Raw genomic sequence first — 21,975 nt, forward strand, 5'->3', positions numbered from 1 at the left:
GGCGGGGGCAGCCCGGGGCGGGGGTCGCGGGCGCGGGGGGCGCGGCGGTGGCGCGGTCCGGGGCGCGGGGGCCTGCCGCACGGGGCGGTATGACGTGGGACGCGGGGTGCCGGGCGCCAGGCTCGGGGTGCCCCCGGGCCGTGGGGTGCGGGCGCCGGGGCTGGGCTGGGTACACGCCCGCGGGGCCACGGCGCCTGGCAGCAGCCATTGTCACCCCCGGCCCACGGCAACCACGGACCCGGCAAACAACCGGACCGGCCCCCAGGCTGAGCCTGGGGGCCGGTAGGCAAGGTGGGTGTGAACCGGTCAGCCGTTGTAGCCGGCGTTCCCGAACGCCGGGTTGAGGGCGCCGATCACGTTCACGGTGTTGCCGACGACGTTCACCGGGACGTGGATCGGGACCTGAACCACGTTGCCGGAGGCAACGCCCGGGGAGTTGACGGCCGTCCCGTCCGCGTGCGCACCAGTGGTGGCGGACGCCACACCCGCGCCGGCGGCGATGAGGCTACCGGCGACCATGGTGACGGCAGCGGCCTTCTTCAGGTTCTTCACTTGGAAATCCTCCTGAGCGTTCGCTGCGGCCGGCCGCCGCAGCACGCCATGGACAACGCCGCCGAGTCGATCAGGATGCGCCGGACGAGTGACATCCACCCGACGGTATGAATCTCAGACCGGAGCGAGACGGTCCGCTTAGTTGGTCAGGCCATGCCGCACAGCCCACAGCGCCGCCTGGGTGCGATCCGCCAGATCGAGCTTCATCAGAATGTTCGAGACATGCGTCTTGACGGTTTTCTCGGACAGGACCAGCGCCCGAGCTATCTCGCGGTTGGAGCGGCCGTCCGCGATCAGGCCCAGAACCTCCTTCTCCCGTTCGGTGAGGGTGCTGCCCCTCCCCGTGCCGTTGCTCGGGACGTCCTGCGAGAGGAGCGCGTCCGCCACCTCCGGCTGGAGCAGCACATGGCCCGCGTGTACGGAGCGGATCGCCCCGGCCAGCGCCTCCGGGTCCACGTCCTTGTACACGTAGCCCGAAGCGCCGGCACGCAGCGCGGGCACGACCGTGCGCTGCTCGGTGAAGCTGGTGACGATCAACACCTTCGCGGGGTTGGCGAGTTCGCGGAGTTTGCGGAGCGCCTCGATCCCGTCGGTGCCGGGCATCTTGATGTCCATCAGCACTACGTCCGGCTTCAACTCCTCGGCCCGGGCGACCCCTTCGGCCCCGTCCGCGGCCTCGCCGACGACCTCGATGTCGTCCTGGATCTCGAGGAAGGTACGCAGGCCCCGGCGGACCACCTGGTGATCGTCGACGAGCAGCACACGGATCATCCCGGTCTTCGAATGGGGCACAGCCTCAGCCACCGGGGACCTCCATCTCGATCGTGGTGCCCTTTCCGGGCGCCGATTCCACGCTGAGCTCTCCGCCGACGCCGCTCGCCCGGTCGCGCATCGAGACCAGTCCCAGATGACGGCCGGCCCGGCGGACCGTCCTCGGCTCGAAGCCCTGCCCGTTGTCCGTGACGGTGAGGACCGCGCCCTGGCCGCGGCGGACCAGGACCACGTCGACCTCGTCGGCGCCTGAGTGCCGCAGTGCGTTGTGCAGGGCCTCCTGGGCGACCCGGAGCATGGCCTCCTCCTGCGCGGCGGGCAGCGCGCGGACGCCGCAGCTGTCGAAGGTGACCCGCGCGGTGTGCGCCCGGTCCAGGACCTGGATCTGCGTACGCAAGGTGTTGACCAGGCCGTCCTCGTCGAGCGCGGCGGGCCGCAACTCGACGACAGCGGCCCGCAGTTCGTCCGCGGCCTCGGCGGCAAGCTCGGCGACCTGCTGCAACTCGCCCTTGGCGCGAGCCGGGTCGCGGTCCACGAGGGCGGCCGCTGCCTGCGCGGTCAGCCTCAGCGAGAACAGTTTCTGGCTGACCGCGTCGTGCAACTCGTGGGCCAGGCGGGAGCGTTCCTCCGCGATCGTGAGCTCGCGGCTGCGCTCGTACAGCCGGGCGTTGGTGAGCGCTATGGCCGCGTGCTGGGCGAGGATAGACAGGAGCTCCTCGTCCTCGACGGTGAAGCCGCAGCCGCCGTCCGGCTTCGGGCACCTCTTGTTGGCCAGGAAGAGCGCGCCGATCGTCTCGTCGCCGTCCTTGATGGGCAGGCCGAGGAAGTCGGACATGTCCGGGTGGGCGGACGGCCAGCCCTCGAAGCGGGGGTCCTCGCGCACATCCGCGAGGCGCTCCGTCTTCGCGTCCCGGAGCATCGCGGCGAGGATGCCGTGCTGCCGCGGGAGCGGGCCGATCGCCTTCCACTGCGCGTCGCTCACGCCGTCGACCACGAACTGGGAGAAGCCGCCGTGGTCGTCGGGGACGCCCAGCGCCGCGTACTCGGCGTCGAGGAGCTCGCGCGCCGAGGCGACGATCGTCTTCAGCACGTCACGCACCTCGAGATGCCTGCTCATCGCGAGGAGCGCGGTACTCACGGCGGCGAGGCCGGAGCCGGGTCGGTGACTCATGACCTCACCGTACCGGCGGGGTGTGACAGTCCGTATCGGGCCGGAGGCGGCAGCCGCGTAGGGCTGTGGACGTAGGTCGAAGTTCCCTGGTGGTGGGGTCCCGGGCACGAGGCGGCCGGCGTGGCCGCGTTCGTACGTTGAGGTTCGGGGTGGAGTCAAGGACGCGGACGAGGGGATGGACATCATGCCGGTAGCGGTGATCACCGGGGCTTCGAAGGGGCTGGGGCGAGCTCTCGCGACAGCTCTCGCCCGGCGCGGCTGGGACCTGGTGCTGGGCGCCAGGACCGCGGACGTACTGGCGCAGAGCGCGCGAGGCATCGGCGCGCACGGGACGCGGGTGGTGGCGGTGGCGGGCGACGTCACCGACGCCGGGCACCGCGGTGAGCTGCTGGCAGCGGCCCGCGGGCTCGGCGGTCTTGACCTGCTGGTGAGCAATGCGAGCGCGCTGGGCGCCGAGCCGCTGGTGCGGCTGGAGGCGCTGCCGCTGGAGGGACTGCGGGCGGCGCTGGAGACCAATGTGGTCGCGGCGCTCGGTCTCGTGCAGGAGGCGCTGCCGCTGCTGCGGGCGGCTGCCGCGGGCACCGTGATCGCGGTCAGCTCGGACGCGGGGGCCGAGGCGTACGAGACGTGGGGCGGCTACGGGGCCTCGAAGGCGGCGCTCGACCACCTCGCCGCTGTCCTGGCGGTCGAGGAGCCGGAGCTGCGGGTGTGGGCGGTCGACCCGGGCGACATGCGGACGGATCTGTACGCGGCCGCCGTCCCGGACGACGACGACGATCGCCCGGAGGCGGAGTCGGTGGTGCCGGGCTTCCTGCGACTGCTCGACGAGAGGCCCGTGAGCGGGCGGTATGTGGCCCCGGCGCTCGCGGAACCGACCCGATGACAACCGTTTCAGGAGGACCGGCCGTGCTGGATGAGCTGCGGGTACCCGAGGAGCTCTCGGCCCGGGTGCCTGCCGAGGTGCGCGGCTCCGGGCGGGACGACGTCCGGCTGATGGTCTCGCGCGGGACCGAGGTCGGCCACCACGCCTTCCGGGACCTTCCGGAGCAGCTGCGCGCCGGCGATGTCCTGGTGGTCAATACGTCCACCACACTGCCCGCCGCCGTGGGCGGGCGGGTCGGCGGTGCGGTCGTCGTGGTGCACTTCTCGACGCGCGGGGATGACGGGCGCTGGGTGGTGGAGCTGCGCAGCCCCGACGGTTCGGGCAGCACCCTGCCGCGCGCGGGCGGTCCGGCAGGGGCCGCCGTGCGGCTTCCCGGGGGCGGGCGCCTCGTACTGGAGGAGCCTCTCACCCCTGGCGCGGACCGGCTGTGGTGGGCGTCGGTCACGGTGGACGTACCGGGGCTGCTGGGCCGGTACGGACGGCCGATCCGATACGGGTACACGGCCCAGGATCAGCCACTGTCCGCGTATCAGACGGTCTTCGCGCTCCCCTCCCCCGGCGGCGCGGGCTCCGCGGAGATGCCGAGTGCCGCTCGGCCCTTCACCGCGCGGCTGGTGGCGCAGCTGGTGAGCCGGGGCGTGCAGTTCGCGCCGATCACTCTGCATACGGGGGTGGCTTCGGCCGAGGCGCACGAGCCGCCGTATCCGGAGCGCTTCGAGGTGCCCGCGACGACGGCGTGGCTGGTGAATGCCGCGCGGGTGGGCGGAGGCCGCATTGTGGCGGTCGGTACGACGGCGGTACGCGCCCTGGAGTCGGCGGCGGGCCCCGACGGCGTGGTGCGTGCGGCATCGGGATGGACGGATCTGGTCATCACGCCGGGGCGCGGGGTGCGTGCCGTGGATGGGCTGCTGACCGGGCTGCACGAGCCGGAGGCGTCGCATCTGCTGATGCTGGAGGCGATCGCCGGTCGGGAGGCGCTGAGCCGCTCGTACGGGGAGGCGCTGCGGAATCTCTACCTCTGGCACGAGTTCGGCGACAGCCACCTCATACTCCCGAATGAGCCTCACGCTTTGCATTGCTGAAGCAACGCATGGTGACATCGGCACCCGCCCCGTGTGAGCCCGGGCATAGGACGCACGTCACTTACGAATCCCTTTAGTGGACATATAAAGGGCGCGTGAGCGGGGACTGAACGGGTAAAAACGGACCTTCGCGACACCCTGATCCACTACCGCGGGTCGTAGGTCACACCTTTGCCAGACCATTTTGCTGCCGCTAAGAATTGCACCCGTCGCCGCCGAGGAGCGCAGCGCCGCCCCGGCCTGATGCGACTCTCCGCTATTCGAAGAGGTATGCCTGTATGTCCGCGTTCAGCACCCGCATGACCAAGGCCCGCAAGGTCTCGATCGCCGGTACCACCGCTGCCGGCGTCGCGGCCCTCACGTTCTCCCTCGTCCCGGGCAGCGCTTCCGCCGAGCCCGAGACCGTCAAGACCGCGCAGACGACCGCCGCGCAGGCGAGCATCGCCAAGCAGGAGTCGGCTGCCGCGAAGAAGCAGGCGGCTGCCGCGGCGAAGGCACACGCCCACGCCGTGACTCACGACAATGCCGTGGCCCACGCCAACGCCGTGGCCCACGCCAAGGCCAAGGCCAACGCCGAGGCCGAGAAGAAGGCCGCCGCTGCCAAGGCCGCCGCGAAGAAGCGCGCCGTCCAGCAGGCCGCCAGCCGCGCCACCGCCCGCAAGCCGGTCTACGCGAACAACCTTGACGGCTGGATCAAGGAGTCGCTGTCCATCATGAAGAAGCACGGCATCCCGGGCACGTACGACGGGCTGCACCGCAACATCATTCGTGAGTCCAGCGGCAACCCGAAGGCCATCAACGACTGGGACATCAACGCGATCAACGGCGTCCCCTCGATCGGCCTGCTGCAGGTCATCAAGCCGACGTTCGACGCGTACCACGTCCCGGGCACGGCCAAGAGCCAGTACGACCCGGTCGCCAACATCACGGCCGCGGCCAACTACGCCGCCGACCGCTACGGCACGATCGACAACGTCGACAGCGCCTACTGAGGCTGAGCACAACCCCGCAGAACGCATATGCCGAGGGGCGGCACCCCACACGGGGTGCCGCCCCTCGGCGCGTTGCGGATGGAACCTACTTGCGCATGACCTCAGGCTCGTGGCGGCGCAGCAGTCGCGCGACCGCGACGCCGCAGAGGACGCCGATCGCGAGCAGGATCGTGATGTTCAGACCCCACTGGCCCGCCGAGTGCTCCCACAGCGGGTCCAGGTCCCCGGGCTTGTTCGGGTCCCACGGCGGCATCAGGTGCGACAGGTCGAGCGTCGCGCCCGCACCTGCGATGGCCCAGCGGGACGGCATCAGCCAGGCGAACTGCTCCAGGCCGGGCGAACCGTAGACCTGGAAGAGGATGCCGGTGAAGACGACCTGGACGATCGCGAACATGACCAGCAGCGGCATGGTCTTCTCGGCGGTCTTCACCAGCGAGGAGATGACCAGGCCGAACATCATCGAGGTGAAGCCCAGCGCGATGACGACCAGGCAGATCTCGACGGCCGGCGGCAGGATCAGGCCCTCGTCGGGCAGGTCGCGGGTGGCGAAGCCGATGCCGCAGATGATGACGCCCTGGATGGCCGTGATCACGCCGAGGACGATCACCTTGGACATCAGATACGCCGAGCGGGCCAGGCCGGTGGCCCGTTCCCGTTCGTAGATGACCCGTTCCTTGATCAGTTCTCGTACGGAGTTGGCCGCGCCCGAGAAGCACATGCCGACCGCGAGGATCAGCATGATCGTGCCGGCGTCGCCGTTGAACTTGTTCGGCGGTGTGGGCGGCGCGAGGCCGAACTTCGCCGGGATGACCACGCTGACCAGGCCGAGGACCGCGGGCAGGATCACCATCAGGCCCAGGAAGCCCTTGTCGGACGCGATGACCGAGGAGTACCGGCGGATCAGGGTCCACAGCTGGGAGCCCCAGCTCTGCGGCTTAGGAGGGCGCATCTGCTGGGCGGGCGGCATGTGCACCGACTGCGCGGCGACGGCGTCGATGTCCGCGGCGTACATCTGGTAGTGCTGCGAACCGCGCCAGCGGCCCGCCCAGTCGTAGTCGCGGTAGTTCTCGAACGCCGAGAAGACGTCGGCCCAGGTGCTGTAGCCGAAGAAGTTGAGCGCTTCCTCCGGCGGGCCGAAGTACGCGACCGATCCGCCCGGAGCCATCACGAGGAGCTTGTCGCAGAGCGCCAGCTCGGCCACGGAGTGGGTGACCACCAGGACGGTGCGGCCGTCGTCGGCGAGGCCGCGCAGCAGCTGCATGACGTCGCGGTCCATGCCGGGGTCGAGGCCGGATGTCGGCTCGTCCAGGAAGATCAGCGACGGCTTGGTCAGCAGCTCGAGCGCGACGGAGACGCGCTTGCGCTGGCCGCCGGAGAGCGAGGTGACCTTCTTTTCCTTGTGGATGTCGAGCTTGAGCTCGCGCAGCACCTCGTCGATACGGGCCTCGCGCTCGGCCTCGGCGGTGTCGCCGGGGAAGCGGAGCTTGGCGGCGTACTTGAGCGCCTTACGGACGGTGAGTTCCTTGTGCAGGATGTCGTCCTGCGGGACCAGACCGATGCGCTGGCGCAGTTCGGCGAACTGCTTGTAGAGGCTGCGATTGTCGTAGAGGACGTCGCCCTGGTTGGCGGGGCGGTAGCCGGTGAGCGCCTTGAGCAGGGTCGACTTGCCGGAGCCCGAGGGACCGATGACGCCGATCAGTGACTTCTCCGGTACGCCGAAGGAGACGTCCCGCAGGATCTGCTTACCGCCTTCGACCGTCACCGTGAGGTGGCGGGCGGAGAAGGAGACCTCACCGGTGTCGACGAACTCCTCGAGCCGGTCGCCGACGAGGCGGAAGGTCGAGTGGCCGACGCCGACGATGTCGTTCGGGCCGATGATCGCCGTGCCGGACTTGGCTATCGGCTGACCGTTGACGTACGTGCCGTTGTGGGATCCGAGGTCCCGGATCTCGAAGCGGCCGTCGGGCGTGGCAACGAACTCGGCGTGGTTGCGCGAGACCTGGAGGTCGGAGACGACCAGTTCGTTCTCGAGCGCACGGCCGATACGCATCACGCGGCCCAGGTCCAGCTGGTGGAAGGTGGTCGGACTACGGTCCCCGTACACCGGCGGAGCCCCCGCGACACCGCCGGCGCCACCCGCGCCACCCGGTCCCTGCTGGTGCGGGACCTGTGGCTGCGGCGGCTGTTGCTGCCATGCCTGCTGCTGCTGAGCAGGAGCCTGTTGAGCCGCCGCCCAGCCGGGAGCCCCCTGCTGCTGAACCGGCGCCTGGTGGGCCGGGGTCTGCTGCTTGACCGCCTGCTGTGAAGGGGCCGCGCCCTGCGCGCTGTACGCGCCGGCTGCCGCGCCCGAGAGATTCAGCCGCGGACCGTCGGTGGCGTTGCCCAAGTGCACCGCCGAGCCGGGGCCGATCTCCATCTGATGGATCCGCTGGCCCTGCACGTATGTGCCGTTGGTGCTGCCATGGTCTTCGATCACCCAACTGCGGCCGCCCCAGCTGATGCTGGCGTGCCGCCACGAGACCCTGGCGTCGTCGATCACCAGGTCGCCCTGCGGATCACGTCCCAGGGTGTACGACCTGGACGGATCGAGGGTCCAGGTCCTTCCGCTCAATTCCAGTACGAGTTCCGGCACTCCATGCCCCACTAGTTGTCCCCCGAGTTACCCCCATCACAGGGAGTCTAGGGATGGCGAACATCGTGAGGAACTATTTCAGGCCCGGCCCCGCATCCGAAAGCCGGGCCTTGTGATGACGGCGTCCTGGATGCCCGTTGACGGAGGAGAAACACCCCCGGAGAGTGGTAAGCGCCCATGAGTGCGTACGGATCATGCGCGAGTGGCGGCAACTGGGTCAAATCCAGCATGGATCGGGGGGTCCTATGGACGCGAGCGGCAGTGGCGACAAGGTGCCGTGGGGCGATGTGGTGCTGGCCTCCGTCGCGGCTGTGAGCTGGGCGGTGGTCGCGATGGCGGGTGCCGCGGCGCTCGGACTGCATCTGCTGGGCGCGGATTCGGCGGGGTCGCTCGGGCCGATGACGGCGGCGGCTGTGGTGCTCGCGGTGGGCGGATCGGTCACTCCGACAGGTGATGTGTCCGTGTTCGGGCTGGAAGGTGCGCAGGCGCGAACGGCCATCGACATCACGCCACTTGGGGTCGGTCTGGTCGGGGCACTGTTCCTTGCGTACTTCTTTCTACGTTCGCTGCGCCGCGCGGGACCGTACATCTCGGGGACCGAACTCGCCGCGCGGGCGGGCGGGGTGGCGACTTTGTTCGTCGCGACGGTCGGCGGGTTGGCATGGGCGGGTCACGACGTCATCACGATCGACGGGGCGAAGCTCGGGCTGGACCTCGACAAGGTGCCGGGGCTCGGCGGGGACGGGGGCGGCATCGAGGTGCCGGGCCTCGGCGACATCGGGGGACTGCTGCCGGACCGGCTCGGAGACCTCGCGGACGCGCACGCGTCGGTGGGGTTCAGCGTGAACACCGCGGATTCACTGGCGGGCGCGCTGTTCTGGGTGCTCGGGGTGCTCGCGATCTCGCTGCTCGCCTCGCGGCGTGCGCCACTGCCGCGCGGGGCGCTGTGGCGGGCACTGCGGCGGGCCGTACGGCCCGCGGTGTCCGCGGTTGTGGCGGTGCTGCTGGTCGCGGTCCTCGCGGGGTACGCGGCGGCGGCGTATGCGGCGATCGACGACGACCACCCGAAGAGGATCGCGGGCGCGGCCTTGCTCGGGGCGCCGAACGGGGTGTGGCTGGGCGTGCCGCTGGGCCTGTTCGTGCCGTGGGACGGCGAGGCGAGGGGCGAGCTGGCGAAGCTGCTGCCGGATCCGCTCGACGAGCTGCTGCGGGTCTCGGCGAACGAGCCGGTGACGGTGGGCAGGCTGGCCGAACTGGACGGCCGGGTGTGGCTGCTGACGGTCGCGACCGCGGTGATGATGCTGGCCGCCGGGGTGCTGGCAGCGGCCCGTACGCCTGCGGGTGGGCTGACAGCGGCCGGGTTCACGGGCCGGTGCGCGGTGCGGCTGGGCGTGGTGACGGCGCTGGCGCTGCCGCTGCTGGTGTGGCTGACGGACCTGTCGGCGGACGCGTCGCTGTCGGTGCTGGGCTTCGACGCGTTCGGCGCCGGCATCGAGCTGCACGGCCGGGTGGGCATGGCCCTGCTGCTGGGCGCGGCGTGGGGTGCGGCTGCGGGCGGGGTGGGGGCGCTGATGGTGTACGGGATGGGAAGCGGCGAGCGGGCCGCGGCGGTACCCGGGGCTGAGGGGGCGGCCGAGCTGCCGGGTCCGTACCGCCCGGCGCCGCCGTACCGCCCGTCGAACGACGACACGAACCCGTATCTGCGCCCGCCTCCGGAGATCCACGGTGCCCCCACGGTCGCGGGGCCGATGCCCCCCATGCCCCCGCCGCCGCCTCCATCGCCGCGTCGCGCGTCTCCCCCGACGCCGCAGGACGGCCCGCCCCCGCCGGGGGCGCCCACCGCCCGTGAGGGGCACGCGGCCAGGGAAGGGAGCCGGGCCCGCGCCGTCCGGCAGGCGGGACGCCCCGTCTCATCCGCACGTGCGCCCGATACGGTGGATACACCATGAGCGCATCGCAGACCTCCGACGTACCCACCCTTCTCGTCAAGATCTTCGGGAAGGACCGTCCCGGGATCACCGCCGGGCTCTTCGACACCCTCGCCGCCTACTCCGTCGACGTCGTCGACATCGAGCAGGTCGTCACGCGGGGCCGCATCGTCCTGTGCGCCCTCGTCACCGCTCCGACCGCCGGCGGCACCACCGAGGGCGAGCTCCGGGCCACCGTCCACAGCTGGGCCGAGACGCTGAAGCTGCAGGCCGAGATCATCTCGGGCACCGGCGACAACCGTCCGCGCGGCAGTGGCCGTTCGCATGTCACCGTTCTCGGGCACCCGCTCACCGCCGAGTCGACCGCGGCCGTAGCGGCCAGGATCACCGCCACTGGCGGGAACATCGACCGCATCTTCCGGCTCGCCAAGTACCCCGTCACCGCAGTGGAAATCGCGGTGTCCGGTGCGGAGACCGAGGCGCTACGCACCGTCCTGGCCACCGAGGCCGCCGGGATGGGCGTCGATGTGGCGGTCGTGGCGGCCGGCCTGCACCGCCGCGCCCAGCGCCTGGTCGTCATGGATGTGGACTCGACGCTCATCCAGGACGAGGTCATCGAGCTGTTCGCGGCGCACGCGGGCTGTGAGGACAAGGTCGCCGAGATCACGGCCTCCGCGATGCGCGGGGAACTGGACTTCGAGCAGTCCCTGCACGCGCGTGTGGCGCTGCTCGCGGGGCTCGACGCCTCGGTCGTGGAAAAGGTGCGCAAGGAAGTCCGGCTGACGCCCGGCGCCCGGACCCTGATCCGTACGCTCAAGCGGCTCGGTTACCAAGTGGGCGTCGTGTCGGGCGGATTCACCCAGGTCACCGATGACCTCAAGACGCGGCTCGGGCTCGACTTCGCCTCGGCGAACACGCTGGAGATCGAGGACGGGAAGCTCACCGGCCGCGTCGTCGGCGAGATCGTGGACCGCGCGGGCAAGGCCCGGCTGCTGCGCCGGTTCGCCGCCGAGGCGGGAGTGCCGCTGGCGCAGACCGTCGCGATCGGCGACGGCGCGAATGATCTGGACATGCTCAACGCGGCCGGTCTTGGCGTGGCCTTCAACGCCAAGCCCGTCGTCCGCAGGGCCGCCCACACCGCGGTCAATGTGCCCTTCCTGGACACCGTCCTGTACCTGCTGGGCATCACCCGCGAAGAGGTCGAGGTCGCGGACGGCCCCGGCGAGGAGCACTAGCCCCCAGTTCCACCCGAGCCCTCCCCAGTCCACCCGTGCAAAGGCCCCGGCGCGATGATCGCGCCGGGACCCATTCACGTACCGGACAGGGCAGGGAGATTACGCGTGCGGCGCCCAGAATTCGAGGAGCGTGCCCACGCCGTGCTCGACCGACTTCCAGGTGCCGGTGAAGCCGACGACCGCGAGCGCCGCGGTCGGGAAGCCGGTCTGCGTCATCCGGGCCAGCGCGTCGCCCTCGGCCTTGCCCGTGAGGGCGTCGGCGAGCGCGTGCATCCCGGGGTTGTGGCCGATGACGAGCAGGTCGTTCACCTCGTCCGGGGTCTCGTTGAGCAGCGCGATAAGTTCGCCGAGGGAGGCGTCGTACAGCCGCTCCTCGTACACCGTCTTGGGGCGGTGCGGCAGCTCGTGCACCGCCAGCTTCCAGGTCTCGCGGGTTCTGCTCGCGGTGGAGCACAGAGCCAGGTCGAGGGCGATACCGGAATCGGCCATCCTGCGGCCCGCTGTCGACGCGTCCATACGGCCGCGGTCGGCGAGCGGACGCTCATGGTCGGACACCTGCGGCCAGTCGGCCTTCGCGTGCCGGAGGAGGACAATCCTGCGGGATTCGGGGGATCCGGGGGCTGTCCCCCCGGAAGACACGGCGTCGCTCATGCACCCCAGCTTCGCATGAAATGAGCCAGCGGGCGCAGGGTGTTGACGGGCTCCCCCACGAAGGGTGAATCCGAGGGCAGGGCGGTCAACGGGACAGGCTGTGCTGGATTCGCTCGAGGATCTGGCCGACCGCCGGGTCGCTGCCTGTGGCCTGTGCCTGGGCAGGGTCCGCGATCAGCAGGAGCAGCACGACGAAGGCGAGCATGGGCAGGGCGAGCGCCCACCACGGCAGCCGGATGTCGACGCTGCCCCTGATCGTGGGGTGGGACCCGGTTCGCGTGTGGGCCGACATGGCCGCCTCCATGGGTCTGTGGTTTGTTGCTTCAAACCTACGGATCATGGGCGCGGGGGCCCATCCGGTGACCCACCCACTTCCCCCTGAGCCTGACCCCCTAGGGGATGGTGGTGCTAGCCCCACCCGTCCTTCTGTGGCCCGGTTCGCCGGGGGCCGTGAGACGCAGCGACCGCGTCAGGGCGAGGCGATGGAAGCGATCACCGCGATCACGACCGTGATGGCGATCATCGCGCCGAAGACGAGCAGGAGCTTCTTCTGGCCGTTCGGGGGGTTCGGGTCGAGCACAGGCATGGAGTCAGTCTCGCATCTCGGTATTCGTCCTCGATCGTCCGGTCCCGGCCGGCCAGGATGCCCACCGCGACCTGCGGCGATGAGGCCCGCCATCAGGCCGATCGGCAGCCCCGAGTCGCCGCTGTGCCGGTGGAGCACGCCGACCGGCAGGCGGCGAGCTGTCCGTTTCATGTGCCTGGGGAGTTCCGCACGGGCTGGTGACTGACCCACACCGCGCGTATCTCCTTCCAGCAGCGGTCGGTGAGCTCGGCGTAGCCGGCCGGGCCGATCTCGGCGGGCGCGCTGTCCACGTCGATGTCCCACCAGCGCTCGCACTCGATGTGCAGCCGGACGCGGTCGGTATCGGGGTAGGGGTTGTGACAGAAGGCGGTGGCCCGGGAACCTTCGACGGCTATTCGGCAGTCGGCCTCGTAGACGCGGAGCCGAGGCTGGGAGACCGCCGTCCGAGATGTCCACAGCAGGAGCGTCACTGCGGCCAGTACGGAGGCGATGCGCCGGGTGGTACGCACAAGCAGGACCTCCTCGGCCGTACTGCGGCCCGCTCGCCGCGGCTGCACCTCAAGGGGGATTTCCTCTCAAGCCTCGCTGTCCGCACGATGCGCCGCGCGCTCCGGGGGACCGAACGGGCGACGCCCCGCTCCCCGCACTCGGCGGGAAACGGGGCGTCGCTTCGTACGAGAGGGGTCAGGCGCCCATCATGTGCACGCCGCCGTCCACGTGGATGATCTCGCCGGTCGTCCGCGGGAAGAAGTCCGACAGCAGGCCGACGACACCGCGGCCGGCCGGGTCCGGGTCGGAGAGGTCCCAGCCGATGGGCGCGCGGTGGTTCCACACGTCCGCGAGCTCCTCGAAGCCCGGGATGGACTTCGCGGCCATCGACTTGATCGGCCCCGCCGAGACCAGGTTGCAGCGGATGTTCCTGGCGCCCAGGTCACGGGCGAGGTAGCGGTTGGTGGACTCCAGTGCCGCCTTGGCCACGCCCATCCAGTCGTACTTGGGCCAGGCGATCGTCGCGTCGAAAGTGAGGCCGACGACCGAGCCGCCGCGCTCCATCAGCGGCAGACAGGCCATGGCCAGCGACTTGTAGGAGTACGCCGAGACCTGAACCGCGGTCGCGACGTCCTCCCAGCCCGCCTCCAGGAAGTTGAACGCGCCCTGCGGGCCGAAGGCGATCGAGTGCACAATGCCGTCGAGGCCGGAGGCGTCGCTGGAGTGCTCGCGGATCTTGTCCGCGAGGCCGTCCAGGTGCTCCTGGTTGGTGACGTCCATTTCGATGACCGGGGCGGGCTTGGGCAGCCGCTTGGCGATGCGCTCGACGAGGGTGAGCCGGCCGAAGCCGGTCAGGATGACCTCCGCACCCTCCTCCTGCGCCACCTTGGCGGCATGGAAGGCGATGGACCCCTCGGTGAGGACGCCCGTGACGAGAATGCGCTTGCCGGCGAGGATTCCACTCATGTGATCAGTGACCCATGCCCAATCCGCCGTCAACAGGGATGACGGCTCCAGTGATGTACGAGGCGTCGTCGGAGGCGAGGAAGCGCACCGTGGCGGCGATCTCCTCGGGCCGCGCGTAGCGGCCGAGCGGCACCTGGGCCACGATGCCCTTGCGCTGCTCGTCCGTGAGCGCCTGGGTCATGTCGGTGTCGACAAATCCGGGGGCGACGACATTGAACGTGATGTTCCGCGAGCCCAGCTCGCGGGCGAGGGAACGGGCGAAGCCGACGAGACCGGCCTTCGAGGCGGCGTAGTTCGCCTGCCCCGCCGAGCCGAGCAGTCCGACCACGGAGGAGATCAGCACGACGCGGCCCTTCCTGGCGCGCAGCATGCCGCGGTTGGCACGCTTGACGACCCGGAAGGTGCCGGTGAGGTTGGTGTCGAGGACGGTGGTGAAGTCCTCCTCGGACATCCGCATCAGCAACTGGTCCTTGGTGACACCGGCGTTGGCCACCAGTACCTCGACCGGACCGTGCTTCTCCTCGATCTCCTTGTAGGCCTGCTCCACCTGCTCGCTGTCGGTGATGTCGCACCGGACGGCCAGGAAGCCGGCCGGCGGCTCGCCGGACCGGTAAGTGATCGCGACCTTGTCGCCGGCTTCGGCGAACGCGCGGGCGATGGCGAGGCCGATGCCCCGGTTTCCTCCGGTGACGAGAACCGAGCGGCTCAACGGATCACCCTTTCGGTAGCGGTCTGGTACCACGAAAACCTATCGGTCCCGCCCTCCGTACGGAGAATCGGTCCCTGACAGCACCGTCCTGCAGTCACTGTCGGGTCCCTACAGTCAGCGGCACCGAAACCGCAGGGTTCAGTCCGCCACGCCGGGCGCGAAAGCGGCCAGTCCGGCCTCGCGGGCGGCATCCAGCATCGAGAAGAAGCTCGACCGGGTCGGGCGCATCGGCCGGGATGTCATACCGCGGCAGCCGGTCGAGGTCGGAGGTCGTGGCGGTCTTCAGCCGGATCTTGCCCTGGGCGACGAGGTCCGGGTACCGGGCCACCGGTCCCGAGCCGGGATGCGCCCTGCCCCTGTCCCAGGCAGGTGTCGCCGGCCACTTCTTCGAACAAGTCCACGGCGTCCAGACGTGATTCACTGCCGCAGACGCTTACCAGGGCAGAGTCACCGTGAAGGGAAGGGCCGCCCGTGCCCCACGACATCGACCAGACGTTCACCGCGCTGCCGCTGCGCTCCCTCGCCGACGCGGCACTCGCCCGGGCGCGTGCGCTCGGCTGCGAGCACGCCGACTTCCGCTTCGAGCGCGTACGCAGCGCGTCCTGGCGGCTGCGCGACGCCAAGCTCGCCGGCTCGTCGGACACCACAGACCTGGGGTACGCGGTACGGGTGGTGCACGGCGGCGCCTGGGGATTCGCCTCCGGGGTCGACATGAGCATGGACGCGGCCGCAAGGGTCGCGGGCCAGGCGGTCGCGATGGCCAAGCTGTCGGCGAAGGTGATCGCGGCGGCGGGCTCCGACGAGAGGGTGGAGCTGGCGGACGAGCCGGTACACGCGGAGCGGACGTGGGTCTCCTCGTACGAGATCAACCCTTTCGAGGTACCGGACGAGGAGAAGACCGCGCTGCTTGCGGAGTGGAGCGAGCGGCTGCTGGGCGCGCAGGGCGTGGCGCATGTGGACGCCGCGCTGGTCACCGTCCACGAGAACAAGTTCTACGCGGACACCGCGGGCACCGTCACCACACAGCAGCGGGTCCGGCTGCATCCGCAGCTGACCGCGGTCGCGGTCGATCCGAGCAGCGGCGAGTTCGACTCGATGCGCACGATCGCGCCGCCGGCCGGCCGTGGCTGGGAGTATCTGACCGGCACGGGCTGGGACTGGGATTCCGAGCTGGAGGAGATCCCCGAACTGCTCGCGGAGAAGATGCGCGCCCCCAGCGTCGAGGCCGGGCGGTACGACCTGGTGGTCGACCCGTCGAATCTCTGGCTGACCATCCATGAGTCGGTCGGCCACGCCACGGAACTGGACAGGGCGCTGGGGTACGAGGCGGCGTACGCCGGGACGTCCTTCGCCACCTTCGACAAGCTGGGGAAGCTGGCGTACGGCTCCTCGGTGATGAATGTGACGGGCGACCGGACCGCGGAGCACGGGCTGGCCACGGTCGGATACGACGACGAGGGCGTCGAGGCGCAGTCGTGGGACCTGGTGAAGGACGGCACGCTGGTGGGCTACCAGCTGGACCGGCGGATCGCGAAACTGACGGGGCTCGGCCGGTCCAACGGCTGCGCCTACGCGGACTCGCCCGGCCACGTTCCGGTGCAGCGGATGGCGAATGTGTCGCTGCAGCCGGATCCGGGCGGTCTGTCGACGGAGGATCTGATCGGCGGGGTGGAGCGGGGCATCTATGTGGTCGGCGACCGGTCCTGGTCGATCGACATGCAGCGCTACAACTTCCAGTTCACCGGGCAGCGCTTCTTCCGCATCGAGAACGGCAGGCCGGCGGGTCAGCTGAGGGACGTCGCGTACCAGGCGACGACGACGGACTTCTGGGGCTCGATGGAGAAGGTGGGCGGGCCGCAGACGTATGTACTGGGCGGCGCCTTCAACTGCGGGAAGGCCCAGCCGGGCCAGGTCGCGGCGGTCTCGCACGGCTGCCCGTCGGCCCTGTTCAGGGGCGTGAACATCCTTAACACCACGCAGGAGGCCGGTCGATGAGCCGTATCAGCAAGCCGTACGAGATCGTCGAGCGTGCCCTCGAGCTGTCCACGGCGGACGGCTGTGTCGTCATCGCCGACGAGGAATCGTCGGCCAACCTGCGCTGGGCCCGCAACGCCCTGACGACGAACGGCGTCACCCGCGGCCGCACCCTCACCGTCATCGCGACCGTCGACGGCGCCGAGGGCACCGCGTCCGGTGTCGTGTCGCGGTCCGCCGTCACCCGCGACGACCTCGAGCCGCTCGTACGAGCCGCGGAGGCCGCCGCGCGCAGCGCCGGGCCCGCCGAGGACGCCCAGCCGCTCGTCGAGGGGGTCCCCGCCTCGCCCGACTTCACCGACGCGCCCGCCGAGACCTCCTCCGCCGTCTTCGCGGACTTCGCGCCCGCGCTGGGCGAGGCCTTCGCCCGCGCCCGGGCCGGCGGGCGGGAGCTGTACGGCTTCGCCAACCACGAGCTGACCTCCACCTACCTCGGTACCTCGACGGGGCTGCGGCTCCGCCATGACCAGCCCAACGGCACGCTGGAGCTCAACGCCAAGTCCCCTGACCGCTCGCGGTCCGCCTGGGCGGGCCGCTCCACGCGTCACTTCAAGGACGTGGACCCGGAGCTCCTCGACGCTGAGCTCGCGCAGCGGCTCGGCTGGGCCGAGCGCCGTATCGACCTGCCCGCGGGCCGGTACGAGACGCTGCTGCCGCCCACCGCGGTGGCCGATCTGCTGATCTACCAGATGTGGTCGTCGACGGCCCGGGACGCGGCGGAGGGCCGTACGGTCTTCTCCAAGCCCGGCGGTGGCACCCGCGTCGGCGAGACGTTGTCTGCGCTGCCCCTGACCTTGCGCAGCGACCCGAACGCGCCGGGTCTGGAGTCCGCGCCGTTCGTGATCGCGCACGCGTCCGGCGACGACGCCTCGGTCTTCGACAACGGCCTGCCGCTGTCGGCGACGGACTGGGTACGTGCCGGAAATCTGGAGCACCTGATCACCACCCGGCACAGCGCCGGGCTGACGGGGCTGCCGGTCGCCCCGGGGATCGACAATCTGATCCTGGACGGCGGCGGTGAGCGCTCGCTGGACGAGATGGTGGCGGCGACGGACCATCGCGGGCCCAGCCTGCTGCTGACCTGCCTCTGGTACATCCGCGAGGTCGATCCGGCGACGCTGCTGCTGACCGGCCTGACCCGGGACGGCGTCTACCTCGTGGAGAACGGCGAGGTGGTCGGCGAGGTGAACAACTTCCGCTTCAACGAGTCGCCCGTCGATCTGCTGTCCAGGGCCTCCGAGGCGGGCCGCACGGAGAAGACGCTGCCGCGCGAGTGGGGCGACTGGTTCACCCGGGCCGCGATGCCCGCGCTCCGGGTCCCCGATTTCAATATGAGTTCGGTCAGCCAGGGCGTATAACCTCGGAGGCGTCTGTAGGCACACCGTCTGCGGGCACACCGAAGGAGACGCGAGAGAAGTGACGGACATCGTCGACGAACTGCAGTGGCGTGGGCTGATCGCCCTCTCCACTGACGAGGACGCATTGCGCAAGGCGTTCGCGGACGGTCCTGTCACGTTCTATTGCGGCTTCGACCCGACCGCGCCGAGCCTGCACCTCGGCAATCTGGTCCAGATCCTCACCATGCGCCGGATCCAGCAGGCGGGCAACCGCCCGCTGGGTCTGGTCGGCGGGGCGACCGGCCTGATCGGCGACCCGAAGCCGAACTCCGAGCGCACGCTGAACTCGCCGGAGGTCGTCGCCGGCTGGGTGGAGCGGCTGCGCGGGCAGATCGAGCGGTTCCTCGACTTCGAAGGACCGCACGCCGCGACCATGGTCAACAACCTGGACTGGACGTCGGGTCTGTCGGCGATCGACTTCCTGCGCGACGTCGGCAAGTACTTCCGGGTCAACAAGATGATCACGAAGGAGGCGGTCGCGCGGCGGCTGAACTCCGACGCGGGCATCAGCTACACCGAGTTCAGTTACCAGATCCTGCAGGGCATGGACTTCCTGGAGCTGTACCGGCGCTACGGCTGCGTCCTGCAGACCGGCGGCAGCGACCAGTGGGGCAACCTCACCGCGGGCACCGACCTGATCCACCGGGTCGATCCCGAGGCCGACGTGCACGCGCTGGCCACCCCGCTGATCACGAAGGCCGACGGCACGAAGTTCGGCAAGACGGAGTCCGGCACGGTCTGGCTCGACCCGGAGCGGACCACGCCGTACGCCTTCTACCAGTTCTGGCTGAACGCGGACGACCGGGACGTCTCCAAATTCCTGCGGATCTTCAGCTTCAGGTCCCGCGAGGAGATCGAGGAGCTGGAGAAGCTGACCGAGGAGCGCCCGCAGGCGCGTGCGGCCCAGCGGGCGCTGGCGGAGGAGCTGACGACGCTGGTCCACGGGGCCGACCAGTGCGCGGCGGTTGTGAGCGCGTCGAAGGCGCTGTTCGGTCAGGGCGAACTGACCGAGCTCGACGAGGCGACGCTGCGGGCGGCGCTCTCGGAGCTGCCGCACGCCCAGGTCACCGAGCTGGCCCCGGTGGTGGACCTGTTCGCGGAGGTCGGCCTGGCCCCCAGCAAGTCGGCCGCCCGGCGCACGGTGAAGGAGGGCGGCGCCTACGTGAACAACGTCAAGGTCGCCGCAGAGGACGCCGTACCGGGGCGGGACGATCTGCTCCACGGCCGCTGGCTGGTGCTGCGCCGCGGCAAGAAGAACCTCGCGGCGATCGAGGTCACGGCGGCCTGATCCGGCTCGGGCGCCGCACACCGGGCAGGCGTCCCTGGAGGGCAGGCGTCCCTGCCACCGCGGGCATCCCTGCCACCGCAGGGCAACCCGGACCGCAGCCATCCCCGGAGTGCAGGCGTCCCCGGACGGCAGGCATCCCTGCCACCGCGGGGCAACCCGCACCGCAGGACATCCCCGTACACACCTCACGTCGGCGGCCGGCCGGGCATCGTGCCCGGTCGGCCGTCGGCGTTCCTGGATCAGGCTCTCTGTCTGCTGCCCCGCGCGGCGGTGTACGCCATCTCTCCGAGGAAGACGAGCAGAACGGCCGCCGCGATCTGAAGCAGATGGCGGCCCCAGTCGATGCCGCTCGTCTCGGCGATCCCGAGCCCCATCGCGATCCAGTTGCCGATCACAGCACCGCCGATGCCCAAGATGGTGGTCAGCCAGAGAGGCATGTGCTGCTTGCCCGGCAGGATCGCTTTCGCGATCAGGCCCAGCACGAATCCCACGATGATCGCCCACAACCAGCCCATTGCTGCCTCCTCGTACGGCTCTGCGTGAGCAGTTATGCCGTCAGTCTCGGCCGATCGGCCGTACAGCGCATGTCGGGCGACGCCATACGCGCTACCGCGCAGCTGGGGACACACAGCCGGGCCATGCCCCACTCTCGTAGGCGTCCGAGCTGCGGCGTACGGTGGAACACGTCAGGACCGGGGAGCGTCCGACACGGAAACCAGGTGGTGGAACGTGATGCGGAAGCATGGCGATACAGAGGTTTTCCGGATCACGGGAGCCCGGCAGGGGCTCGCCGACGATGTGCGCGGCCGGCAGCGCCGCTACGTGATCTCGATGTCGGTGCGGACCGTGGCGGTGATCCTCGCCGCAGTCCTGTGGAACGTGGAACGCCATGTGGCGTTCGTGGCGCTCGTGCTCGGCGGGGTGCTCCCGTACATCGCCGTGGTGATCGCCAACGCGGGCCGCGAGAAGCCCCCTTCGCTGCCCTCGACGTTCGTCCCCACCCCGTCCCGGCCGATGATCGCGCCTGACCCCACGGCCCCCGACACGGAATCCGAGGCGGAAGCCGGCGGCTTCGAACGGGACCGTCAGAGGCCGGAACAGAGCTGATTCCATGGGGCTGCAAAGCTCAAGAAAAGCTCAGATCAATCGTGAAGTTCCGGTGCACTGCACCCCGTTCCCCGTGACATACTTCGAAGCGCGCTCCGCATCCCCCGTCGGAGCGACGGACCGACGCCGGGCAGCTCCCCCCGTGGCTGCTCGGCGTCGCCTTGTTTGGGATGAACATCAGTGAGTGACGAAACGCCGATCTGCTCCGCCAAGGGCTGCCGTGCCGACGCGGTCTGGGTGCTCGCGTGGAACAACCCGAAGCTGCACACTCCGGAGCGTCGCAAGACCTGGCTCGCCTGCGAGGAGCACCGTGAGCATCTCTCCCAATTCCTGGACATGCGTGGCTTCTTGAAGGATGTCGTGACGCTCCCGGAGTGGGAGTCCTCAGCCGCCGATCGCTGACATCGGACGGTCGGGCTGCAGGAACGCCGGGTCGTCGAGGCCCGAGCCCGCCTTCTTGCCCCACATCGCCAGCTTCCATATACGGGCGATCTCCTCGTCGGGAGCGTCCGAGCGCAGCGCAGCGCGCAGGTCAGTCTCCTCGCGGGCGAACAGGCACGTGCGCACCTGCCCGTCCGCGGTGAGCCTGGTGCGGTCGCAGGCCTGGCAGAAGGGGCGGGTGACAGAGGCGATGACCCCGACCCGGTGCGGTCCGCCGTCCACGACCCAGCGCTCGGCGGGCGCGGAGCCGCGCTCCTCCTCGCCCTCGGCGGTGAGCGTGAAGCGCGTACGCAGCGACTCGAGGATGTCACCCGCGGTGATCATGCCGTCGCGCTTCCAGCCGTGCTGCGCGTCGAGCGGCATCTGCTCGATGAAGCGCAGCTGGTAGTCGTTCTCCACGGCCCAGGCGAGGAGCTCGGGGGCCTCGTCGTCATTGAGTCCCGGCATCAGGACCGTATTGACCTTGACCGGGGTGAGGCCCGCCGCGCGGGCGGCCTCCAGGCCGTCCAGCACGTCATGGTGGCGGTCGCGGCGGGTGAGGGTCTTGAAGACATCGGGCCGCAGGGTGTCCAGCGAGACGTTGACCCGGTCCAGGCCGGCGTCCTTGAGGGCGGCGGCCGTGCGCTTGAGCCCGATGCCGTTGGTGGTCAGCGACATCTTGGGGCGGGGCTCCAGAGCGGCGCAGCGCTCGACGATCCCGACCAGACCGGGCCGCAGCAGCGGCTCCCCGCCGGTGAAGCGGACCTCGGTGACACCGAGGTCCGTGACGGCTATGCGAATCAGCCGGACGATCTCGTCGTCACTGAGCAGATCCGGCTTGGCGAGCCACTGCAGACCTTCCTCGGGCATACAGTACGTACACCGCAGATTGCACCGGTCAGTGAGCGAAACACGCAGGTCAGTGGCCACACGGCCATAAGTGTCGATGAGCACTGTGGGCCCCCTCCCTGATTCGCGGATCTGACGCGTTCGAGCCTACGCCAGAGCTATGACAACGACCGGGCTCGATTGTCACGACATAGGGCGCGGCCGCGTCGTAGGACTCTACGACGCGGCCGCGT

General features: G+C 70.2%; 22 protein-coding genes. 10 read left to right on the forward strand and 12 right to left on the reverse strand.

The window, feature by feature from the left end; all coding sequences use genetic code 11:
• Positions 1-306 precede the first annotated feature (306 nt).
• The 3 genes from J7E87_RS33325 to J7E87_RS33335 form a co-directional block, all read right to left on the reverse strand.
• Positions 307-552: a chaplin gene (locus tag J7E87_RS33325; protein WP_215098395.1), complete on the reverse strand. Its 246-nt coding sequence runs from the start codon at positions 550-552 to the stop codon at positions 307-309.
• 138 nt (positions 553-690) lie between these two features.
• Complete coding sequence (locus tag J7E87_RS33330) at positions 691-1,323, reverse strand: response regulator transcription factor (RefSeq protein ID WP_215098416.1); 633 nt, start codon at positions 1,321-1,323, stop codon at positions 691-693.
• Between the two features lie 25 nt (positions 1,324-1,348).
• Entirely contained in the window at positions 1,349-2,494 is a 1,146-nt protein-coding gene (locus J7E87_RS33335) for a GAF domain-containing sensor histidine kinase (protein WP_215098396.1), read from the reverse strand.
• A gap of 184 nt (positions 2,495-2,678) precedes the next feature.
• Between J7E87_RS33335 and J7E87_RS33340 the strand changes: the two genes are divergently transcribed.
• The 3 genes from J7E87_RS33340 to J7E87_RS33350 all read left to right on the forward strand — a co-directional run bounded on the left by J7E87_RS33340 (position 2,679) and on the right by J7E87_RS33350 (position 5,451).
• Positions 2,679-3,377, forward strand: coding sequence for an SDR family oxidoreductase (locus tag J7E87_RS33340; protein WP_215098417.1), 699 nt, complete (start codon positions 2,679-2,681; stop codon positions 3,375-3,377).
• The gene (locus J7E87_RS33345) at positions 3,374-4,459 is read left to right on the forward strand and encodes an S-adenosylmethionine:tRNA ribosyltransferase-isomerase (RefSeq protein WP_215098397.1); all 1,086 of its coding nucleotides are present in this window, start codon (positions 3,374-3,376) and stop codon (positions 4,457-4,459) included. The genes J7E87_RS33340 and J7E87_RS33345 overlap by 4 nt, the downstream gene beginning before the upstream one ends.
• Positions 4,460-4,737: 278 nt before the next feature.
• On the forward strand, positions 4,738-5,451 hold the full coding sequence (locus J7E87_RS33350) for a transglycosylase SLT domain-containing protein (protein ID WP_215098398.1): 714 nt from the start codon (positions 4,738-4,740) through the stop codon (positions 5,449-5,451).
• A gap of 85 nt (positions 5,452-5,536) precedes the next feature.
• Here the strand turns inward: J7E87_RS33350 and J7E87_RS33355 are convergent, their stop codons facing one another.
• Positions 5,537-8,095: an FHA domain-containing protein gene (locus tag J7E87_RS33355; protein ID WP_215098399.1), complete on the reverse strand. Its 2,559-nt coding sequence runs from the start codon at positions 8,093-8,095 to the stop codon at positions 5,537-5,539.
• A gap of 233 nt (positions 8,096-8,328) precedes the next feature.
• Here J7E87_RS33355 and J7E87_RS33360 point away from each other — a divergent pair, with 233 nt between their 5' ends.
• Together J7E87_RS33360 and serB are read left to right on the forward strand one after the other, a co-directional pair.
• Positions 8,329-10,032 (forward strand): streptophobe family protein, encoded by a 1,704-nt coding sequence (locus tag J7E87_RS33360; RefSeq protein ID WP_251018378.1) that lies wholly within the window; start codon positions 8,329-8,331, stop codon positions 10,030-10,032.
• Positions 10,029-11,246 (forward strand): phosphoserine phosphatase SerB, encoded by a 1,218-nt coding sequence (gene serB / locus J7E87_RS33365; protein WP_215098400.1) that lies wholly within the window; start codon positions 10,029-10,031, stop codon positions 11,244-11,246. Before J7E87_RS33360 ends, serB begins: the two co-directional genes overlap by 4 nt.
• A gap of 99 nt (positions 11,247-11,345) precedes the next feature.
• On the opposite strand, the gene J7E87_RS33370 is transcribed toward serB, so the two are convergent.
• From J7E87_RS33370 to fabG, 6 genes are all read right to left on the reverse strand, one after another.
• Positions 11,346-11,897 carry a histidine phosphatase family protein gene (locus J7E87_RS33370; RefSeq protein ID WP_215098401.1) on the reverse strand — a complete coding sequence of 184 codons (552 nt, stop codon included), beginning with the start codon at positions 11,895-11,897 and terminating at the stop codon, positions 11,346-11,348.
• A gap of 85 nt (positions 11,898-11,982) precedes the next feature.
• Positions 11,983-12,189: a hypothetical protein gene (locus tag J7E87_RS33375; protein ID WP_215098402.1), complete on the reverse strand. Its 207-nt coding sequence runs from the start codon at positions 12,187-12,189 to the stop codon at positions 11,983-11,985.
• Between the two features lie 177 nt (positions 12,190-12,366).
• The gene (locus J7E87_RS35715; protein ID WP_251018379.1) at positions 12,367-12,483 is read right to left on the reverse strand and encodes an SGM_5486 family transporter-associated protein; all 117 of its coding nucleotides are present in this window, start codon (positions 12,481-12,483) and stop codon (positions 12,367-12,369) included.
• 167 nt (positions 12,484-12,650) lie between these two features.
• Positions 12,651-12,992, reverse strand: coding sequence for a hypothetical protein (locus J7E87_RS33380; protein WP_215098403.1), 342 nt, complete (start codon positions 12,990-12,992; stop codon positions 12,651-12,653).
• A 175-nt stretch (positions 12,993-13,167) separates the two neighbouring features.
• A complete protein-coding gene (gene fabI, locus J7E87_RS33385; protein WP_215098404.1) occupies positions 13,168-13,938 on the reverse strand; it encodes an enoyl-ACP reductase FabI in 771 nt (256 codons plus the stop codon).
• A 4-nt stretch (positions 13,939-13,942) separates the two neighbouring features.
• The gene (gene fabG, locus J7E87_RS33390; RefSeq protein ID WP_215098405.1) at positions 13,943-14,647 is read right to left on the reverse strand and encodes a 3-oxoacyl-[acyl-carrier-protein] reductase; all 705 of its coding nucleotides are present in this window, start codon (positions 14,645-14,647) and stop codon (positions 13,943-13,945) included.
• A gap of 471 nt (positions 14,648-15,118) precedes the next feature.
• On the opposite strand from fabG, the gene J7E87_RS33395 reads away from it, so the two are divergent.
• Genes J7E87_RS33395 through tyrS form a run of 3 tightly spaced genes read left to right on the forward strand, consistent with a single transcriptional unit; the run spans position 15,119 to position 19,366 of the window.
• Positions 15,119-16,642, forward strand: coding sequence for a TldD/PmbA family protein (locus J7E87_RS33395; RefSeq protein WP_215098406.1), 1,524 nt, complete (start codon positions 15,119-15,121; stop codon positions 16,640-16,642).
• Complete coding sequence (locus tag J7E87_RS33400) at positions 16,639-18,039, forward strand: metallopeptidase TldD-related protein (RefSeq protein ID WP_215098407.1); 1,401 nt, start codon at positions 16,639-16,641, stop codon at positions 18,037-18,039. Before J7E87_RS33395 ends, J7E87_RS33400 begins: the two co-directional genes overlap by 4 nt.
• A gap of 58 nt (positions 18,040-18,097) precedes the next feature.
• Complete coding sequence (tyrS, locus tag J7E87_RS33405; RefSeq protein WP_215098408.1) at positions 18,098-19,366, forward strand: tyrosine--tRNA ligase; 1,269 nt, start codon at positions 18,098-18,100, stop codon at positions 19,364-19,366.
• 239 nt (positions 19,367-19,605) lie between these two features.
• Here the strand turns inward: tyrS and J7E87_RS33410 are convergent, their stop codons facing one another.
• Positions 19,606-19,881 (reverse strand): GlsB/YeaQ/YmgE family stress response membrane protein, encoded by a 276-nt coding sequence (locus J7E87_RS33410; RefSeq protein ID WP_215098409.1) that lies wholly within the window; start codon positions 19,879-19,881, stop codon positions 19,606-19,608.
• Between the two features lie 217 nt (positions 19,882-20,098).
• On the opposite strand from J7E87_RS33410, the gene J7E87_RS33415 reads away from it, so the two are divergent.
• The gene (locus J7E87_RS33415) at positions 20,099-20,473 is read left to right on the forward strand and encodes a DUF3099 domain-containing protein (RefSeq protein ID WP_215098418.1); all 375 of its coding nucleotides are present in this window, start codon (positions 20,099-20,101) and stop codon (positions 20,471-20,473) included.
• A gap of 180 nt (positions 20,474-20,653) precedes the next feature.
• Complete coding sequence (locus J7E87_RS33420) at positions 20,654-20,875, forward strand: hypothetical protein (RefSeq protein WP_215098410.1); 222 nt, start codon at positions 20,654-20,656, stop codon at positions 20,873-20,875.
• Here the strand turns inward: J7E87_RS33420 and moaA are convergent.
• Positions 20,858-21,847, reverse strand: coding sequence for a GTP 3',8-cyclase MoaA (gene moaA / locus J7E87_RS33425; RefSeq protein ID WP_215098411.1), 990 nt, complete (start codon positions 21,845-21,847; stop codon positions 20,858-20,860). The two genes, J7E87_RS33420 and moaA, sit on opposite strands and share 18 nt — an antisense overlap.
• Positions 21,848-21,975 lie beyond the last annotated feature (128 nt).

It is taken from the genome of Streptomyces sp. ISL-1 (assembly GCF_018614585.1).
In the GTDB taxonomy this organism is placed as follows: Bacteria; Actinomycetota; Actinomycetes; order Streptomycetales; family Streptomycetaceae; genus Streptomyces; species Streptomyces maoxianensis.

What these genes read in the sequence shown, in the direction of transcription:
- J7E87_RS33360 (WP_251018378.1), top strand. Translation starts at nt 8,329, where the DNA reads ATGGACGCGAGCGGCAGTGGCGACAAGGTGCCGTGGGGCGATGTGGTG.
- J7E87_RS33340 (WP_215098417.1), top strand. Translation starts at nt 2,679, where the DNA reads ATGCCGGTAGCGGTGATCACCGGGGCTTCGAAGGGGCTGGGGCGAGCT.
- fabI (WP_215098404.1), bottom strand. Translation starts at nt 13,938, where the DNA reads ATGAGTGGAATCCTCGCCGGCAAGCGCATTCTCGTCACGGGCGTCCTC.
- J7E87_RS33410 (WP_215098409.1), bottom strand. Translation starts at nt 19,881, where the DNA reads ATGGGCTGGTTGTGGGCGATCATCGTGGGATTCGTGCTGGGCCTGATC.
- J7E87_RS35715 (WP_251018379.1), bottom strand. Translation starts at nt 12,483, where the DNA reads ATGCCTGTGCTCGACCCGAACCCCCCGAACGGCCAGAAGAAGCTCCTG.
- J7E87_RS33335 (WP_215098396.1), bottom strand. Translation starts at nt 2,494, where the DNA reads ATGAGTCACCGACCCGGCTCCGGCCTCGCCGCCGTGAGTACCGCGCTC.
- serB (WP_215098400.1), top strand. Translation starts at nt 10,029, where the DNA reads ATGAGCGCATCGCAGACCTCCGACGTACCCACCCTTCTCGTCAAGATC.
- J7E87_RS33400 (WP_215098407.1), top strand. Translation starts at nt 16,639, where the DNA reads ATGAGCCGTATCAGCAAGCCGTACGAGATCGTCGAGCGTGCCCTCGAG.
- J7E87_RS33330 (WP_215098416.1), bottom strand. Translation starts at nt 1,323, where the DNA reads ATGATCCGTGTGCTGCTCGTCGACGATCACCAGGTGGTCCGCCGGGGC.
- J7E87_RS33415 (WP_215098418.1), top strand. Translation starts at nt 20,099, where the DNA reads ATGCGGAAGCATGGCGATACAGAGGTTTTCCGGATCACGGGAGCCCGG.
- J7E87_RS33345 (WP_215098397.1), top strand. Translation starts at nt 3,374, where the DNA reads ATGACAACCGTTTCAGGAGGACCGGCCGTGCTGGATGAGCTGCGGGTA.
- J7E87_RS33370 (WP_215098401.1), bottom strand. Translation starts at nt 11,897, where the DNA reads ATGAGCGACGCCGTGTCTTCCGGGGGGACAGCCCCCGGATCCCCCGAA.
- J7E87_RS33375 (WP_215098402.1), bottom strand. Translation starts at nt 12,189, where the DNA reads ATGTCGGCCCACACGCGAACCGGGTCCCACCCCACGATCAGGGGCAGC.
- J7E87_RS33350 (WP_215098398.1), top strand. Translation starts at nt 4,738, where the DNA reads ATGTCCGCGTTCAGCACCCGCATGACCAAGGCCCGCAAGGTCTCGATC.